A 15,856-nucleotide genomic window follows, 5' to 3' on the forward strand; every position below is an offset into this window, starting at 1 on the left:
TGGGTACCGCTTATATTTCCACATGAAGTTGTTTATAGCAATCTCACTGTTATGCCTATACGCTGTTCGTACCATCGCACAGGTGGAGGCAACCTTCTCCGGCGGTTACGAAGCGGCTGCCCTTAGCTGGTCAATCGGGGGCAAAACGAACAACGAACCAATCAATGTATTGTCGGAGCTGAAATGGCGCGGCTTACGCGGCCCCTTGTGGCAGGGCGGTTTAAAATGGCATCCCCGCAAACGCTGGTACATAGCGGGAGAAATGAGTAAATCCCGCATCACTGCCGGCCATGCCGAGGATACGGATTATGGCGCAAACGACCGGCGCTCACCCACCTATCACGCCCGCCTGGATAGCGACGAAGGGGCACTATCTTCCTGCCGTTTGTTCGGGGGATTTCACTTCCTCCAACGGGAGAAGCTGGACCTGGGCGGTTTTGCGGGGTATGTCCAACGCAGGGAGGAGCTATTGCTGCTCAATCATGCAGCAGCGCAGCCTGGTCAAAAGAACCTGCGCAGTACTTACAACACCCGCTGGTCGGGCGTTACAGGCGGCGTAGCCGGCGCGTACCATTTCAGCAAGCGGCTGCATATCGCTGCAGAACTGCAATACAGCCAACTGCGTTTCCATGCTGCGGCGGACTGGAACCTGGTCGATGCCTTTCAGCATCCCGTCAGCTTTCGGCAACAGGCCAATGGGTTTGACCTCGGCGCTTCCCTGAAAGTTGCGTTACAGCTAAATCATCACCTGTCCCTTTTTCTCTCGGGCATGTATCGCCATGCGGCAACCGGCACTGGTTCGGATGAATTGTACCTCGCGAATGGCGCTGTGCAAACGGCCCGGTTCAATGGCGCCTACGCGCATGCCTGCAAAGCGCTGACGGGCGGCAGCTGGGCGTTTTGATCATTCCTTCCGGATCAGGTCCGCCCAGGTACTTTTTTTATGCCGCTTCGTTTGCTCCATAAGTTGCCTGATGCGTACGGCATAAGCCCAGCAGGTGCCTTGCCGCATGCCTGTTTTCTCCGCAATCTGGTAGGAGGAAATATTGCCTTTCGTGGTAAACACCAGGTACACAATGTAAAACGCTTTGTTGATGGGGATGCGGTTGTTTTCAAATATCGTGTCCTGCAGGGGCGATTCCTCATACGCGCATTTGTTGCAACGCCTGCTGAAAGGCTTGCGGCCCTTGCTATAATTGTTGTAATTACATTTCTTACACTGGTAACCGTTACTCCATTTCAAATCCGCCAGGAAGCGGTAGCACTGCTCCTGGTCCGGGTATTTCTGGCTAAACTCCTCAAATGTCAACTCGGCGGAACTGATGCGCGCGTCCGTAATTTTTTCAATATTTGTTTTCAATGCCGCATTATCATTTTGCAGCAGCCGGTTCATACGGGCAATTTCCTGCGCCTGTTCGTAGATTTCGCGGGCTTGCAGCTCCAGCTGCCGGGTGCGCGCCGCCACCTGCTCTTCCAGCTGCTGGTTGACGGATGCCTGCAATTGCAGGTGATGCTGCATATGGAACATCGCATCGTCCTGCGCCTGCTTCTTCTCTTTGCGCAACAGCCGTATCTGGTCGCCGATGGAAAAGGAGAGAAGCACCATCTCCAGCACAAACCCGAACACCAGGCTGTAATGCGCCGCCACCGCCAGGTTGCCGCTCACTAATCCCAGCACGTTGATCAGCTTGCCGACAGCGCCGGCAAATAATAACGCGTACGCCAGTACGAAAAAACGCGCCGGCTTAAACCCTTTCTGCCAGATGATGATGCCGGCGATAAATACAGCGCCGAGCGGAATGAAATCAAGAAATTTATAAATAAACCATTCTTTTTTGAAAGCCAGGCAAATGAGAAAATACAGCGTGCGGATAACAATGATCCAGTTGATGATCCTGTACAGCGGAGGACTTTGCCTTTTCATCCGCAACAGCGTTCGCGCAAAGATCAGCGCAAAGAGGCTCATGCAGTACAGGCAAATCCCGTACATATACACGTTCAGCTGCGGCGCCGCCGGCCAGATAAACTGAAACGCAATCCCGTCCGTACTCATCTCATACACGCCCACGCTCACGATATACAGCACATACCAGAGGTAATGACTCAGCCCCGTGGCCAGCAACATCAGCAGGTTGTAAAAGCAGAACACGAGTATCATGCCGTAGAAGAGGCCAAAAGTAATATACTCCGCCAGGGCATAATTGATAAACCGCTCCACACTGCGGTACACCATAATAAAATTAATTTCGTTTAAAGACTGTACCCGCACGTAAAAATCGTAAGTCCCGCGAGGCATGCCCGGCAGCAGGAATTCAAAGTTCTTGTGTTTGAAGAGCCGCGCTGCAAAAGGCCTGCCCGCGCCTGCATGCGCTGCGGTGTACTTGCCGCGGGCATCCGGCACGTACAGTGTGAGGTCGTCAATAGTCTGATCGTAAAATTCGATCAGCCGCTCGTGGTGCGGCAGCGTGTCACTAACAGTAACGGATACTTTAAACCAATAGGCGGAGGCCGTGTGCGTATTTTGCGGGTAGTAGCGCCCATTAATTCGGAATTCGCCCGCAGCATCCCGCTGCCTCGCCGTTTCAAAACTCATTTTCCCCGAAGCATCCTCCAGCCAGCTGATCTCCTGGTGGGTGAAAATATACTCGGCCGTATTGGCGCGGATAATCGCCGCCTTTTGCGCCCAAAGGCTCGTGCGCGGGCAGCAGCAGGCGATCAGCAGGATGCCGTATTGCACCCATCGGCGGAATCGTTTCCCGGAACATGGAATAGAATGAACATGCATGAATAACGTGGAATAACAGCTCAACCTAATTTAAGGAATGTAGCTGAGTTTTACCAGTAGGATTTTTTGGGGGAGAGAGCTAAGGCCGCGACAGCATACCTCAACGGCCTATCGGCAGCTAGCCCGGTTGCCCTATGCCGGCGCTGCCAGCCCACTGATAAGAAATAGTTGAAAAATACAACTAAATTATTTTACTTTGTACCCATGGATAGTTGAAATATTCAACTAATAACGGAAAGCTATTTTTGCTATGTCAAACCTGGAACTATCGGCCATTACCATCCGGAACACCTTACAACCCGGGGACCTTGGCTATATCGCCTACATCCATGGCACGCTCTACGAGAAGGAGTGCGGCTATGGCCTTAACTTTGAAACCTACGTGCTGGACGGCCTGAAGGACTTTGCCCGGGAGTACGATCCCCGGCAGGATAAAGTTTGGATCTGCCTGCACGGGGACCGCATCATCGGCTCGCTGGTAGCCCAGCACCGGGCGGATAAATTGCAGCTCCGCTATTTTATTTTCCTGCCGGAATACCGCGGGATAGGGCTGGGCAAGCACCTCGTGCAGGAGTTCGTCCGCTTCATGAAGGAGAGGGGAGTCCGCCATGCCTACCTCTGGACTACCGAAGAGCAGGAAGCCGCCATCTCCCTCTATACGCGGTTTGGTTTTACCCTCACGGAAGAAGCTACGTCGGATACTTTTGATAAACCGGTAACAGAGCGGCGGTACGACCTCATCCTGCCCTGATAAATCCTTCCACATGAAAGTACAACAACACATCGTCGATAAATTCAGGGCGTTTAACCGGTACTACACGCGCCTGCTCGGCCTCCTGGACGATCACCTGCTGGATAGCCCGTTTTCCCTCGTGGAAGCCCGCATCCTGTACGAAATACATCACCGCGGACCGGTGAGCGCTTCGCAGATAATCGCGGAAATAGGGATCGACAAAGGCTACCTGAGTAATGTCCTGAAGCAGTTTGCGAAAAGCGGGTTGATCTCCAGGCACGTTTCCCGGGAGGATGCCCGGGTATCCCTGATATCCCTCACGGCCAAAGGGGAAAAATGCTACAGGGAATTAAACGCCGCTTCGCATAAGCAGGTGGAAACCCTGATCCGCGCATTGAGCAGGGAGGAGCAGCTACAGCTGGTAGCGCATATGCAGGGGATACAACAACTGTTATCCGCGCATACGCATGCGCTGGACTAAAAAGCCCGGAGCGTGTAACCCCGGGCTTGCTGCACCTTCCGCGCAGGATCGCTTCCCTGCATGGTGCTACAGCGAGCGGATCGTGCCGCCATCCACGCGTAGCGTGGCGCCGCTGATATAATCGGCATAACGGCTGCACAGGTACGTTACCGCCGCCGCTATTTCCGCCGGCTCGCCAAAACGGCCGGTATCATTCGGGATCAGCTCCTGCACCGCTTTATATTTAATTTCCTCCAGGTCGGTTCCCCAACCGAATTTAGGCGCTGCGTTAACCAACCATTCCTCTACCATCGGGTTAATGATGGCTCCGGGAGCCACGATATTGGAGGTAATTCCCGTTTCCTTCAGCTGCCTGGCCAGGGATACGGAGAGGTTATGTCGCGCTGCCAGCGTGGCATTGTAATGCGGCTGCTCCCGGATGGGCTGAATGGCAAGTCCGCCGCCTATATGCACCACACGGCCCCAACCCAGCTCTTTCATCTGCGGAACAATCCTTTGTATCATCCGCACGTATGACACTACGTTGCTGTTGTAAATATCCAGCCAGTCGGCCGTGCTGGCCTCGCCCCAGGATTTATGGGAAGTAACCCCTGCATTGTTCACCAATATGTCGATCGGTCCTGATTGCAGCGCTGCGGTTGCCACCGCGTCCGCGCCGGCATCCGTAGCCAGGTCCCCGATGGCCATCTCCGCTTTGCCGCCCGCCTGCACGATGGCTGCTACTACCTCGCTGGCACGCCCGCTGTTGCGGCCATGAATGATCACTGCTGCGCCTTCCGCAGCCAGCATTTTTGCGATCGCCTCTCCCAAACCTGAGCTGGAACCCGTTACCAGGGCGCGTTTGCCTTTTAATTGCATGTCCATTGTAATTGATTTTACGGTTTACAATGCAAAGGTCTGTTATAGCACGGCACGCAGCTTTGTTGAAAAGGTCAGATTGCTTTGCTGAGAAGTTCACCCCCTCGCAATAATCCCCTCCAACTGCCGGATCTTCCTCAACGGCGGCTTCGTATAATATATCCCGTTATCCGCATAACTCCTCACCCCCCTGATAAACAAATAAAAAATCCCGCCAAACTGCCGCTCATAGTCAAATGCCGGCAGGCGCGATTCCAGGTATTTTTTCACGGCAACGGTATAGATCAAATATTGCAGGTGATAGTTGTTCAAATTCATTTCCGCTTCCAGCGCATCCCGCTGGTAATCGCTCAGCTGATCCCCCAGGTAGTTGGACTTCCAGTCCAGCACATAATATTTGTTTTCATGCTCAAAGAAGAGATCTATCTTCCCGTTCATAATACCTTCCAGTTCCGGCCCTCCCAGCTCGGCAAAACGTTTGATGCTCACCGTTTGCCCCGCTTCTGAAAGATCATTCAGGTCATTGAGCTGGAATACCGGCACAGGAAAGTCAAATTCAAATTCAGCCATACGCCGGTCTTTGGATACGGACGATAACTGGAAGCTGCTGCTGCCGGCACGGAGCGGGGCTTTTACCACGTGCTGCACCAGCTGCAGCAACATCGGCAAATACGTGTCCTCCTGGCCCGGCAGGAATTTCTCAATGGCAACCCGTATCCAGTGCTCCCACCGGCTGCTGTCGGAAAAGCTGATGTTTTCAAAAATCAGGTGAAGCAGGTTACCCGTTTTTGCGCCACGCCGCAGCGTGTTGAAGATAAACTCATCATAGGCTTCCGACGCGGCGTCCCCCCGGGGGATCCGCTTCTGCTCCGGCTTTGCGGCCAGCATAGTGTAGCTGAGCTTGCGCCAGTACTCTTCCCTGAGGTGAAAGTCCACTTCCTGTTTGGCCACCGGGGGCAATTCCTGCTGTTTATATTTACGGTAATGTTGTTCCGGTTTTTCCGGGAGAGCAGTGGCAAACGCAATCAGGGTAGTGTCCCGGCCGTACGTCATCAGTTCGTTGGTAAATGCCGTCAGGGAGGATTCCTTATAGTAGGTATTCCGGAAGAGGTAACACTTATACACCGCCCTGGTAATCGCCACATAGATCAGCCGCCTGTTTTCCTGCTCCTGTTGTTGCAGGTAGGCATTGCGCTGTTCCTCCGTTTGCCGGTCTCCTTCGGTACTGATATAGTCGCCGGTTACGGGATCGCGGAAGCTCACAAACTCCTGGTTGTCCTTCTGGCTAAAATCCAGGTAAGGAGCAAACACAATGTTGTAAGCCAGCCCTTTACTCTTATGGATGGTAACAATCTTCACCGCCTCCTCATCGCTCTCCATGCGCTGCGTGTATTCATCGCCCTCCACGTACATGCCGTCAATACCGCGTTTCAGCCAGGAGATGAGGTCCCGCATGGAAAGGTTCCGGCGGCTCTGCACCTGGTGTACGATCTCCGTCACCTGCAGCAGGTTGGTGAGGATGCGCTCCCCGTTATTATCCTTCATGAGGTTATTGCGTACGCCGAAGTCGGCAAAGAAGGCCATCAGCGCTGTGTACACGCCGTTGCGGTCCGCCTGCTCCCGGTAACGTCCAAAGCAAACCAGCACCAGCTCATCGTCCAGGTGAAGGATGTCGTCCACGCTGAAGCCGGTCAGGTTCGATAATAAAGCCCTGTTGATGGTAGACCGGTCCGGCGTTTCCATCGCTTCCAGCAGGTAATAAACCTCCAGGGCTTCCGGGGAAGAAAGTATTTTCAGCTCGTCTATGGAAACTGCCGGGATGCCCAGTTTGGCGAGCTTTTGTTTCACGTCCGCGCCTTCTTTCCCCGTGCGTACGAGTATGCCGATGTCCGCCGGGCTGATCTGGCGCGACTTCCCGTCCGGCGTACGGATCTGGTACCCCGGGTCCATCAGCAGGCGGGCTGCCTGCGCCGCCACGGCCGCCGCTATTTCAGGCTTGTTGCTGCCTTCGTAAATAGTGATGGGCACATCAGGCTGTTCATCATGATAGAGCAGGCCTTTGTTGTTATCCGGCGGACTGTCCACATGGATATACTGAATGCTGTCCTGCTCCCCGCTGAAGCGGAACGTATCGAAGCCCGGCGAAGGCATGAAAAACTGGTTCATGGCCCTGATCAGCGGTTCCGAAGAGCGGCGGTTATAGTTCATGTTATAGAGGTGCTGCACACGGCTCCTCGCACTGAAATAAGTGTAGATATCGGCTTTGCGCCAGGCGTAAATACTCTGTTTCGGATCTCCGATGTAAAACAGGATGGTACGCTCACCAAAAGCCCTGTCAAAAATTTCATATTGCAGGCGGTCCGTATCCTGGAACTCATCGATGAACACGGCTTTGTACTTCTCCTGTAGTTTAGCCACCAGCCCGGGGTTATCGCGCTTCACCAGCGCGTTGTGGAGGTTGGTGATCAGGTCGTCATACCCCAGGATATTATTCCGGGTCATATAGCCATAAACGCCGCCGGCCACCACGCTGATGGCAAAGCAGTTAAGCCGGTGGTGAATGCCGGCTGTCAGCTTGCGGATTTCTTCCTCCACGGCTTCCTGCTGGTCCAGGTATTCCAGTATCTCCGGGAATAACTCTGCCAGGTAGCCCGGCGGTTTGGACGAATTTTTTTTCGACTTGATGGCATCTGCAAACGCTTCCGGGATGGAGATCACTTCCGCAAAAGCTTTTTTGGCATGGCTGTTTTTGCTGCAACGGGTAGTGAGTTCCGCCGTGTGGGTACAGATGTAATCATGCATTTGTGCGGTAATAGCGGCCAGCTTGTCCGCCAGCAGCTGGTGTTCGGCCAGCCACTCTTCCTGCCTGGCGGCGCTGATGAAGTAGTTGTATCCTTCCTCGTAGCCCAGGTACTTTTTACCGCTCATATGCTGTTCCAGCACCGCTTGCATGCGGCTGCGCATATCCTCCTGCCAGATCAGATGCAGCAGCTCCGGCCGCAGCGTAGTGATATATTTGCGCCAGAATTTATTCAGTTCTTTTTCAACGATGGGAGAGGTGTCCGGCGTCATTTCTGCGCCAAACAGCTGGTCGGTTTCAAAGGCGTATTCGTTGAGTATCTGCTGGCAAAAGCTATGGATGGTTAACACGGAAATTTCATCCAGCAGCAACACGGCATCCCGCAATAGTTTATTCACGCTTTGCGGGTCCGTCCTTTCGCCGGCAGCCAGTACAAGTTCAATGATGTCCTCATTCTCCACGGGATACCCAAAGCTAACCTGGTACGCCTGCCGCAGGAATTTGCGGATGCGCTCCTTCAGCTCCGCTACAGCGGCTTTGGTAAAGGTCACCATCAGGATCTCCTTCACGGAGAGCTGTTTTTCCAACACCAGTCTCAGTACCAATATGCCGATAGAGTAGGTTTTACCTGTTCCGGCACTGGCCTCGATCAGGTTACTGCCCTCCATCGGCACCGTATTCACCTCGAAGTTTTGATATCTCCCTATACTCATTTTTTAGTTATAATAATCCGGGAAAATTTCTGCCAATGGTCTTACCAGCCGCTCGCACAGCTGCTTATACCTTTCCGCCAGGCCTTCCTGTTCGAAGTAGCCGTTTTCATATTCATTCATCACATACCTGTCGCTGTTGCTGCGCCTGGAAGGGTCCAGGTTGTCCTGCACGAGTTTGGCAAAAGTTTTACTGTCTATTTTTTCAATCTTTTTAGGCTCCATGTTGAACTCGGGGTAGAAGGGGAGTATCTCTTTCATACCCTGCTGGTACAATGCCAGCAACTCACGTAAACGGGCAAACGCAGTTTCCCTTGAAATGGGCGTAGCTGCAAACACCTTTTCTTTCGCGCTGCCGGAGATAAACAGCATGCCATGCAGTTCCCCGGCTGCAACGCCCGCCAGGTAAGTGATGTAGGCGTCTATCAGGTTACGCGCCTCGTTCTTCGACCAGGACACCCTGACCAGGCAGCCCTCATACACCTCATCAATGCTGCACTTCATCACCACGTCGTCCACCAGCAGGTCAAAATCGAGCCGCACCGCTTCCTTGCCGGCCGTGCAGGAGGCATGCAGCGTACGCACGGGATGCACCGTATCTTCCACCTGCCTGATGGCTACAAACGCCATGTTGCTGAGCGGGAGCTTTCCTTTTTTCACCAGCGTGGCCTGCGTCGTAGCAACGTCCTGCGCCGGCAGCAGCGCGTTTTTCAGGCTCCATTGCTGCAGGTGGTCCAGGCTGAAAATCTCCGTTTCATGCAGCAGGATGGGGTCATCGTTCAGGTAGATGCCCAGCACCCGGTTGTAGTATGCCTTGAATGGATTTTTGAAAAAGCTGATGAGCATATCCAGGGTGAAATCCTCCATCAGCGGCATTTCTACCTTTTTATGCGGATTGATGAAAGGATAGCCCGCCCCCGCATTCCGGTTCAGGTAACTGTATAAGCCCGTTCCCGGCTGGTTATACTTACGGCTGAATTCCTGCAATGGCTGCAGGGTAACCATGGCCTTGCGAATGGCCCCCGTGGTATCCTGCGCGCCGGATTCAATGTAATCCAGCAGCTCGTCTACGAGGGCGGAAGGAGGGATGCTCGTATTATCCTTCACGCTGCGCCCAACGTAGCTGATGTACAGGTATTCCTGTGCGGAAATAATCGTTTCCAGGAAAAGATGCTTGTCGTTTTCCCGGATGTTACGGTCGCCCCGCTGCGGTTGTTTCGACATAATGTCGAACCCGGACTTATTTTCCTTCCTGGGGAATTTATCATGGTTCAACCCCAGCAGCGCTACCACCTTAAATGGAATGGAACGCATCGGGATCAGGGAGCAGAACGTAATACCGCCGTTGGCAAACAGGCTGGTACGGGTAGCGCCGCTGATCACGTGCAGCAGGCTATGCACAAATACGTTGTAGGGAATCGTTTCCTCCATGTATTCATGCAGGATATTGAAATCTGTCAGTTGTTTGATCAGGGAGGCGTAGTCCTCATCGGTTTCATCCTGCTGTTCAAAGATGAGGCTGTGCAGCACCTGTTCCGTATAGGTTACCCACCCGGTGATGCTGCGGGCCTGCCGGCGACTCTCAATCGCCGTGATCAGCACCTTCGCAAAATGGCAGAAGCGGATGATATCATACGCATCCCGCCCTTCCACCAGGTCCAGCGGGAAAAAGCTGTCCAGGTCCTGCCCGTACTCCGCCTCCCCGCTCATGCAAATGCCGTACATGATCCGCTGTATGCCGTATTTCCAGCTCACGTAATGCGTCTGGTCCTCCCGGGCGCCGTCAATCCCAAAGCGGATATTGGCCGCTTCAATGATGGGGCGTATATACACGGGGTCCTGCAGGTTAAAACGGTTCCGGATATACGAAAAATCAAGGAGCTGCATCACCGTCTCCGCCGTAAAGTTTTCCTCGTCCATGGTCAGCACGGCCTGCAGCGCGTTGAAAATATTATCGTTCTCGTTATAGCTTTCATCCGCAATGGTATAGCGGAATTTATAGGGAGCGTGGTTAAACACCGCTTTGATATAGGGCGCATAAGCGTCTATATCGGATACCATCACCACAATGTCCCGCGGGGAGAGCAGTTCCTTGCGCTGGTCCGAAAGGTGTACCAGGTAGTTGTACAGGGCCTCCACTTCCCGTACCGGCGTATAGCACGCGTTGATGGTAATGGAGCCATCCTGCACATCCCGCAGGGATAGCGGCTGCCGGTTGGCGGTAGCGCTGGTGAAAATATCGTATTGGATTTTACGCAGCAGGGTGTTGGGTTGGGGCGCTATAACGCCAGTTTCCTCATAGGCGTTGATGAAATTATCATACGCAAAGAAGAGGCGGAAACTGTTTTGTATCACCTTGCCCCAGCCGGTGAGCAGCGCGTTACCCACGGTAGCCTGCTCTTCCAGCTCCCGCAGCCCTTTGGCGCGCCAGCGCGCCAGCTGCTTTTCGTTCCGTTCCTCAAACCAGAATACGCCGGGCGCCGGGTTAAGGATATGGAAATGCACATCTATCACGGCAGAGAGTTCGTGCAGTATCTTAATGTGATAAGCCGTGAGGATGGAGAGGCCGAAGATATGCACGGCCGGTATCCTGGCTTTTAACACCGCCTGTTTTTCCGGCAGCCCCAGTACGTCAAGGATATAATTGCCGATGAGTGTTTTATCCGGCAGGGCATCCCCGGAGAGCTGCTTAACCCTTGCCCAGAGCCATTCCTGCCATTCTTCCGTTTGGAGGGTGGCGGGGTCCGCCTGGCTCCACGCCTGGATCATTTCCGGGCGGTACACCTGGTATTGGTCGAGTAAGTCCGCCACTTTTTCCGCCAGCACCATTTTTTTCAGGTTGCTCTCTTCGCCGTGATCCAGGTAGTAATTGGCCACCTCCGGATAACGGGTGGTGAATTCCTTTTCGCCCAGCAGTTTAAATAGCAGCCAGCTCAGGTTCTGGGACGACATCACCTCCATACTCGGCCCGCCCAGCCACATGTATAAATGAAACAGCAGATCGTTCGGTTTCAGGAAGCGGGAGTTGGCTGCAATCCCTTGCCGGTAGGCTTGTTGGAGCTTAAGCCAGTTATTCATCCCCTCTGTTTGGGTAACGATATAGTGCGGGTCAAACACGCCGTTGCCGGCGTGCTGCAGGTCGTCAATCAACCCTTTGGCCAAACTATTCAACGCATTTGAAACTTTCAGATATAATGCCATAGTGTTTTTTAAATTAAAGACCGCTTACTGATTCCCCACCTCCTGCACAATCCTGTCCGTCACCCCCGAACCCCTGTCCACAAATTTTTCCGCCGCCGCCAGGATCGTACTTTCACTCCCTTGCACGTACACCTTATTCCTGGCGCGGCTCACCGCCGTGTACACCAGCTCCCGCGTCAGCAGCGGCACTTCAGTTACTGGCAGTACCACCAGCACCTGTCCGAACTCGGACCCCTGGCTTTTATGGATCGTCATCGCGAAGGCGGTTTCCGCAAGGGTCAGGTAACCGGGGAACACGCTGATCAGCTGCCCGTCCGCATCTTCAAACCAGGCCATGAGTACGCCGTTTTCATCCGGCCGTATAATGCCCGTATCCCCGTTGAAGAGGCCATGTTCGTAATAGTTACGGGTCAGCATCAACGGGCGGTTTTCATAAAACGCGGACGTCAGGTGGATCAGCTTTTTATCCGAGAGGTATTTTTCAATGCGCCGGTTAATCGCCGGCAACCCTTGCGATCCGTCGCGGATGGCCACCAGCACGCGCAGTTCATTCATTTTTCGTAGCGCCGTCAGCGTGTCCTTCTCCTGTATGTAGGACGCATAGCCGGCAATAAAGTCTTCGAAAAGTTTTTCCGAATATGCCGTGTCAATCACCACCTGCTCGTCAGCGCCGGGCGCTATCATTTCCCTGATAACGGCGGCATTGTTCTGGATCAGCGCCTTACTGAATTTACCGATGCCGGTATGGCCGGTAAAGCGCCGGCTCCTTCGCAGTTCCACCACATGTTCGAACAAGGGATGGGCGCCGCGGGGGGAGATGGTAGTGACGCGTTGCGCCGGCGCGGCAAATTCGTTGATCAGCGCTGCCCGCTCCGGGGAGAAGTAGTTGAGTGCTTCCTGCGCGTCGCAAAGGTCCCCGAATAGGCTGCCCGCTTCCACGGACGCCAGCTGGTCTTTATCCCCGAGGAGGATGATGCGGGTATGCGGGCGCACCGCCGCCAGCAGTTTGGTGAACAGCGCCAGGTCGATCATGGAACATTCATCCACGATGATCACCTCATAGTTCAGCGGATTTTCCTCGTTGTGCCGGAAGTACGGCGTGCCTTTTACAGGCTTCAGCAACCGGTGTATGGTAGATGGGGCCAGTTCCCTGAATTTAGCCGCCAGTAGCGGATCTTTCGGAATAGCGGCGTTGCGCAAACTTTCCGCCATCCTCGCGGCAGCTTTCCCGGTAGGGGCTGCCAGTGCCACGCGCTGCTCCGGGTCAATGGCGTAAAGGATTGCCAGGATCTTAGCCACCGTAGTGGTTTTGCCCGTTCCCGGCCCGCCCGTGATGATGGTAAAATTATGCAGGATGCCGGTAACTGCCGCCGCCAGCTGCCAGTCCACCGGGTCGTCCCCGGGGGCCAGGTCCGTTGCCGGCGGAAACAACTGCTGTACCAATTCCCGCTGCTCCCGCAATGCGGCCGCCCTTTCTGCCAGCAATAATTTTTCCGACAGCATCAGCTGCCGGATATACCGTAGCAGCGCGGTTTCGTACAGGTAATACCGTTGCATATAGAGCTTGTCCCCGTGGAGGATAAACGGTTTGTTGAGCGAGGTGGGAGAGCCTACCAGCGGTTGATGCGCCAGCGCCGCAGGCCCGGTTTCGCGAAGGCTGTAATATTCAGGTAACTGTTCCTCCTCCGCCCGCAGATGGGTCAGGTCCAGGCAGATGTGGCCTTCACTGAGTTTTTTGGACAGCAGGTACAAAAAAGGTTTCAATTCCGGATTCTCAAAGTAATCAGCAAACTGCTGATGAACGTCGTTGATGGTGATTAAATTTCGCATATTTTATACCCTTCGGGAAATCAGCTCCCGCCTTTACCAGCCGCGTTGAGGGGCAGTGCATTCTCAGCCAGGAAATACCTGGCAAATTAACTTTTTACGGGCAGGTAAAAAAATATCCCTCAACCATACTCCGCAAACGCGTCGTCCTTATAACAATACAGCCACTGCTCGCCCGGCTCCGCAGAAATCACCACCGGGTGGTCCGTCGCATGAAAATGCGCCGTCATATGCCTGTGGGGCGATTGATCGCAGCAAAGCGTCACCCCGCAGGTCTGGCAGGTCCGCAGGTGTACCCAGCTGCTGCCGGTTTTCACACATTCCGCGCATTCATATTTGTCCGCGGTTTTCAGTTCCTTGATTGCCCGGATGTGCTGGCAAACTTCGTCTTCAGCCATAGTTTTAATTTTTTTTTTTTAGGGGAGATGATATTGTTTCAACGTATAACCTTCCCGTTTTGTTGGAAATGCTTACGAAACTCGCTGCCATCGCTCCCATGCCGCCTGGTGGCGCTTTTCCCCGGTAAACCCTTTGCAATGGCGCCGCCTCGCCGCTAAAAAAATCCGCTTCGAAAAAAAAGTTTGTATATTAGTTCCACCAACAGCTGTCACGTACCAACCAGCGTGTATGCTTCCTTGCTTGACCGATAAACTCAGATGGCGCCTGATGTCCGACTATAATCAATACAGTGATAGTGAGCTGGTTCTGATGCTGAAGCAGGACGAACATGCAGCGTTTACGGAAATCTACTACCGTTACTGGAAGCGCCTGTTTACCCTTGCCCTGCACCGGCTGCCTTCCCGCGAAATGGCCGAAGATGTAGTGCAGGACGTATTTTCCGGCCTCTGGCAACGCCGCCATCACACCCTCATCGATGCCCTCGGGCCTTACCTGGCCGTAGCTACCCGCTATGCCGCCATCCGTCAGCTGGCCAAATCCCGGCAAACCCTCGATACCGCAGAATTGCCTGAAAGCCTCCTCCGCGCGGAAGATGAGGCAGCGGCCGTACGCTTCCTCCAGCAATCCATGCAGGAGCAATTGAAACAACTGCCGGAAAAATGCCGCCTGGTATTTGACTACAGCCGTAACAAAGGCCTTTCCAATAAGGAAATTTCCCGGGAACTGCAGATTTCGGAAAAGGCCGTTTAAAAGCACATTACCAAAGCGCTCCAACGCCTGCGGTTACAGCTGAAACATTACCTGCACCTGCTTTCCTTTCTCCCCTGAAAAAAATTTTTTAACCGGAAGGTAGGGGAACCCCCAACTCCCGGTACTATACTATTAATCACCTGTAAAAGTTATCCGCACGTATGGAAACAAATGAATTAGTGATCCTGTCCGGGAAATACCTGGACGGTACAGCCAGCGATGCTGAAAAGAACGCTCTGCTGCAATGGTACAACGCCTACAGCGAAGAGGAACTGACAGCCATCCTGCACGCCGCCCCGCATGAGGACGAGGCCTCCCTCGAGGCCCGCATGCTGCAAAGGCTGCACGCTGCTACCGGCACGGGCACGGCTACACGAATCCATACCATGCGCCGCAACTTCATCCGGGTGGCTGCCGCAGCGGTGATCATCGGCGCGGTAGCAGGAGGGTGGCTGCTCTGGAAAAATACCACCCGCCAACCGCCCGCCATTGCCAAGGCAAAAACGGGCAACACGGCAGTACTCGTCCTGGAAGACGGTACGGAGCTGCCGCTGGACAGCGCGCACCAGGGCGTATTGTCCCGCCAGGGCAACACCGTCGTGTCCCGCTCCGCCGGCACATTGTCGTACCAGCAGCAAAGTACCACCGCCGCCACGGTAAAGTACAATACGCTGAAAACGCCACGCGGCGGCCAGTTCCGCCTCGTGCTGCCGGATGGTACCAACGTCTGGCTCAATGCCGCCTCCTCTATCACTTACCCTACCGCCTTCACCGGCAGGGACAGGAAAGTGACCATCACAGGGGAAGCCTATTTTGAAGTAGCCGCCATGCCGGAAAAAACATTTACCGTGACCGCCAACAACGCAGATATATTGGTACTTGGAACTCGATTTAATGTAAATGCTTATGAAGATGAAAAATTTACCAGCACCACGCTGCTGCAGGGCGCCGTACTGGTCAGGGGAAAAAATAATGCGCATCACCTGCTGCCGGGGCAGCAAGCCCTGGTCACCGCTACGGACCTGCAGCTGATCCGCCATGCGGACGTAAACGCAGCCATCGCCTGGAAAAACGGCCTCTTCTCCTTTAAGGATGCCGATGTACCAGCCGTAATGCGGGAACTTGCCAGGTGGTATAACGTAGATATCATGTATCAGGAAGGTATACCGGAAGGTACCTTCACCGGGGAAATGTCAAGAACGCTCACCCTGCAACAGGTGGCGGAGCTGATGAGAACAACGCGGATTCATATGAGTATAACTAACGGAGGTAAAACGATTACTGTAACACCGGAGTAAAAGATCCTTTAAGC

The 15,856-nt window shown here is 54.0% G+C and carries 11 protein-coding genes; 5 read left to right on the forward strand and 6 right to left on the reverse strand.

All coding sequences use genetic code 11. From position 1 onward, the window contains the following. Positions 1-22 precede the first annotated feature (22 nt). Complete coding sequence (locus BOC67_RS01845; RefSeq protein ID WP_291906642.1) at positions 23-904, forward strand: omptin family outer membrane protease; 882 nt, start codon at positions 23-25, stop codon at positions 902-904. On the opposite strand, the gene BOC67_RS01850 is transcribed toward BOC67_RS01845, so the two are convergent. Next, on the reverse strand, positions 905-2,785 hold the full coding sequence (locus BOC67_RS01850) for a 7TM diverse intracellular signaling domain-containing protein (protein ID WP_291906643.1): 1,881 nt from the start codon (positions 2,783-2,785) through the stop codon (positions 905-907). A 250-nt stretch (positions 2,786-3,035) separates the two neighbouring features. On the opposite strand from BOC67_RS01850, the gene BOC67_RS01855 reads away from it, so the two are divergent. After that, positions 3,036-3,536, forward strand: coding sequence for a GNAT family N-acetyltransferase (locus BOC67_RS01855; protein ID WP_291906644.1), 501 nt, complete (start codon positions 3,036-3,038; stop codon positions 3,534-3,536). Between the two features lie 13 nt (positions 3,537-3,549). Continuing rightward, a complete protein-coding gene (locus tag BOC67_RS01860) occupies positions 3,550-3,999 on the forward strand; it encodes a MarR family winged helix-turn-helix transcriptional regulator (protein ID WP_291906645.1) in 450 nt (149 codons plus the stop codon). Positions 4,000-4,065: 66 nt separating this feature from the next. Here BOC67_RS01860 and BOC67_RS01865 read toward each other — a convergent pair whose 3' ends face one another. The 5 genes from BOC67_RS01865 to BOC67_RS01885 all read right to left on the reverse strand — a co-directional run bounded on the left by BOC67_RS01865 (position 4,066) and on the right by BOC67_RS01885 (position 13,793). Next, positions 4,066-4,863, reverse strand: a complete 798-nt coding sequence (locus tag BOC67_RS01865; protein WP_291906646.1) for an SDR family NAD(P)-dependent oxidoreductase — start codon at positions 4,861-4,863, stop codon at positions 4,066-4,068. 90 nt (positions 4,864-4,953) lie between these two features. Continuing rightward, a complete protein-coding gene (gene recB, locus BOC67_RS01870) occupies positions 4,954-8,370 on the reverse strand; it encodes an exodeoxyribonuclease V subunit beta (protein WP_291906647.1) in 3,417 nt (1,138 codons plus the stop codon). 3 nt (positions 8,371-8,373) lie between these two features. Next, the gene (gene recC / locus BOC67_RS01875; protein WP_291906649.1) at positions 8,374-11,568 is read right to left on the reverse strand and encodes an exodeoxyribonuclease V subunit gamma; all 3,195 of its coding nucleotides are present in this window, start codon (positions 11,566-11,568) and stop codon (positions 8,374-8,376) included. A 24-nt stretch (positions 11,569-11,592) separates the two neighbouring features. Next, positions 11,593-13,398: an exodeoxyribonuclease V subunit alpha gene (recD, locus tag BOC67_RS01880; protein WP_291906651.1), complete on the reverse strand. Its 1,806-nt coding sequence runs from the start codon at positions 13,396-13,398 to the stop codon at positions 11,593-11,595. 119 nt (positions 13,399-13,517) lie between these two features. Then, on the reverse strand, positions 13,518-13,793 hold the full coding sequence (locus BOC67_RS01885) for a UBP-type zinc finger domain-containing protein (protein WP_291906653.1): 276 nt from the start codon (positions 13,791-13,793) through the stop codon (positions 13,518-13,520). A gap of 229 nt (positions 13,794-14,022) precedes the next feature. Between BOC67_RS01885 and BOC67_RS01890 the strand changes: the two genes are divergently transcribed. Continuing rightward, positions 14,023-14,544, forward strand: coding sequence for a sigma-70 family RNA polymerase sigma factor (locus tag BOC67_RS01890; RefSeq protein ID WP_291906654.1), 522 nt, complete (start codon positions 14,023-14,025; stop codon positions 14,542-14,544). A gap of 161 nt (positions 14,545-14,705) precedes the next feature. Continuing rightward, complete coding sequence (locus BOC67_RS01895; protein WP_291906655.1) at positions 14,706-15,842, forward strand: FecR family protein; 1,137 nt, start codon at positions 14,706-14,708, stop codon at positions 15,840-15,842. Positions 15,843-15,856: the final 14 nt, after the last annotated feature.

It is taken from the genome of Chitinophaga sp. CB10, from assembly GCA_001870995.2.
Lineage (GTDB): Bacteria > Bacteroidota > Bacteroidia > Chitinophagales > Chitinophagaceae > Chitinophaga.

What these genes read in the sequence shown, in the direction of transcription:
- BOC67_RS01845 (WP_291906642.1), top strand. Translation starts at nt 23, where the DNA reads ATGAAGTTGTTTATAGCAATCTCACTGTTATGCCTATACGCTGTTCGT.
- BOC67_RS01850 (WP_291906643.1), bottom strand. Translation starts at nt 2,785, where the DNA reads ATGCATGTTCATTCTATTCCATGTTCCGGGAAACGATTCCGCCGATGG.
- BOC67_RS01855 (WP_291906644.1), top strand. Translation starts at nt 3,036, where the DNA reads ATGTCAAACCTGGAACTATCGGCCATTACCATCCGGAACACCTTACAA.
- BOC67_RS01860 (WP_291906645.1), top strand. Translation starts at nt 3,550, where the DNA reads ATGAAAGTACAACAACACATCGTCGATAAATTCAGGGCGTTTAACCGG.
- BOC67_RS01865 (WP_291906646.1), bottom strand. Translation starts at nt 4,863, where the DNA reads ATGGACATGCAATTAAAAGGCAAACGCGCCCTGGTAACGGGTTCCAGC.
- recB (WP_291906647.1), bottom strand. Translation starts at nt 8,370, where the DNA reads ATGAGTATAGGGAGATATCAAAACTTCGAGGTGAATACGGTGCCGATG.
- recC (WP_291906649.1), bottom strand. Translation starts at nt 11,568, where the DNA reads ATGGCATTATATCTGAAAGTTTCAAATGCGTTGAATAGTTTGGCCAAA.
- recD (WP_291906651.1), bottom strand. Translation starts at nt 13,398, where the DNA reads ATGCGAAATTTAATCACCATCAACGACGTTCATCAGCAGTTTGCTGAT.
- BOC67_RS01885 (WP_291906653.1), bottom strand. Translation starts at nt 13,793, where the DNA reads ATGGCTGAAGACGAAGTTTGCCAGCACATCCGGGCAATCAAGGAACTG.
- BOC67_RS01890 (WP_291906654.1), top strand. Translation starts at nt 14,023, where the DNA reads ATGCTTCCTTGCTTGACCGATAAACTCAGATGGCGCCTGATGTCCGAC.
- BOC67_RS01895 (WP_291906655.1), top strand. Translation starts at nt 14,706, where the DNA reads ATGGAAACAAATGAATTAGTGATCCTGTCCGGGAAATACCTGGACGGT.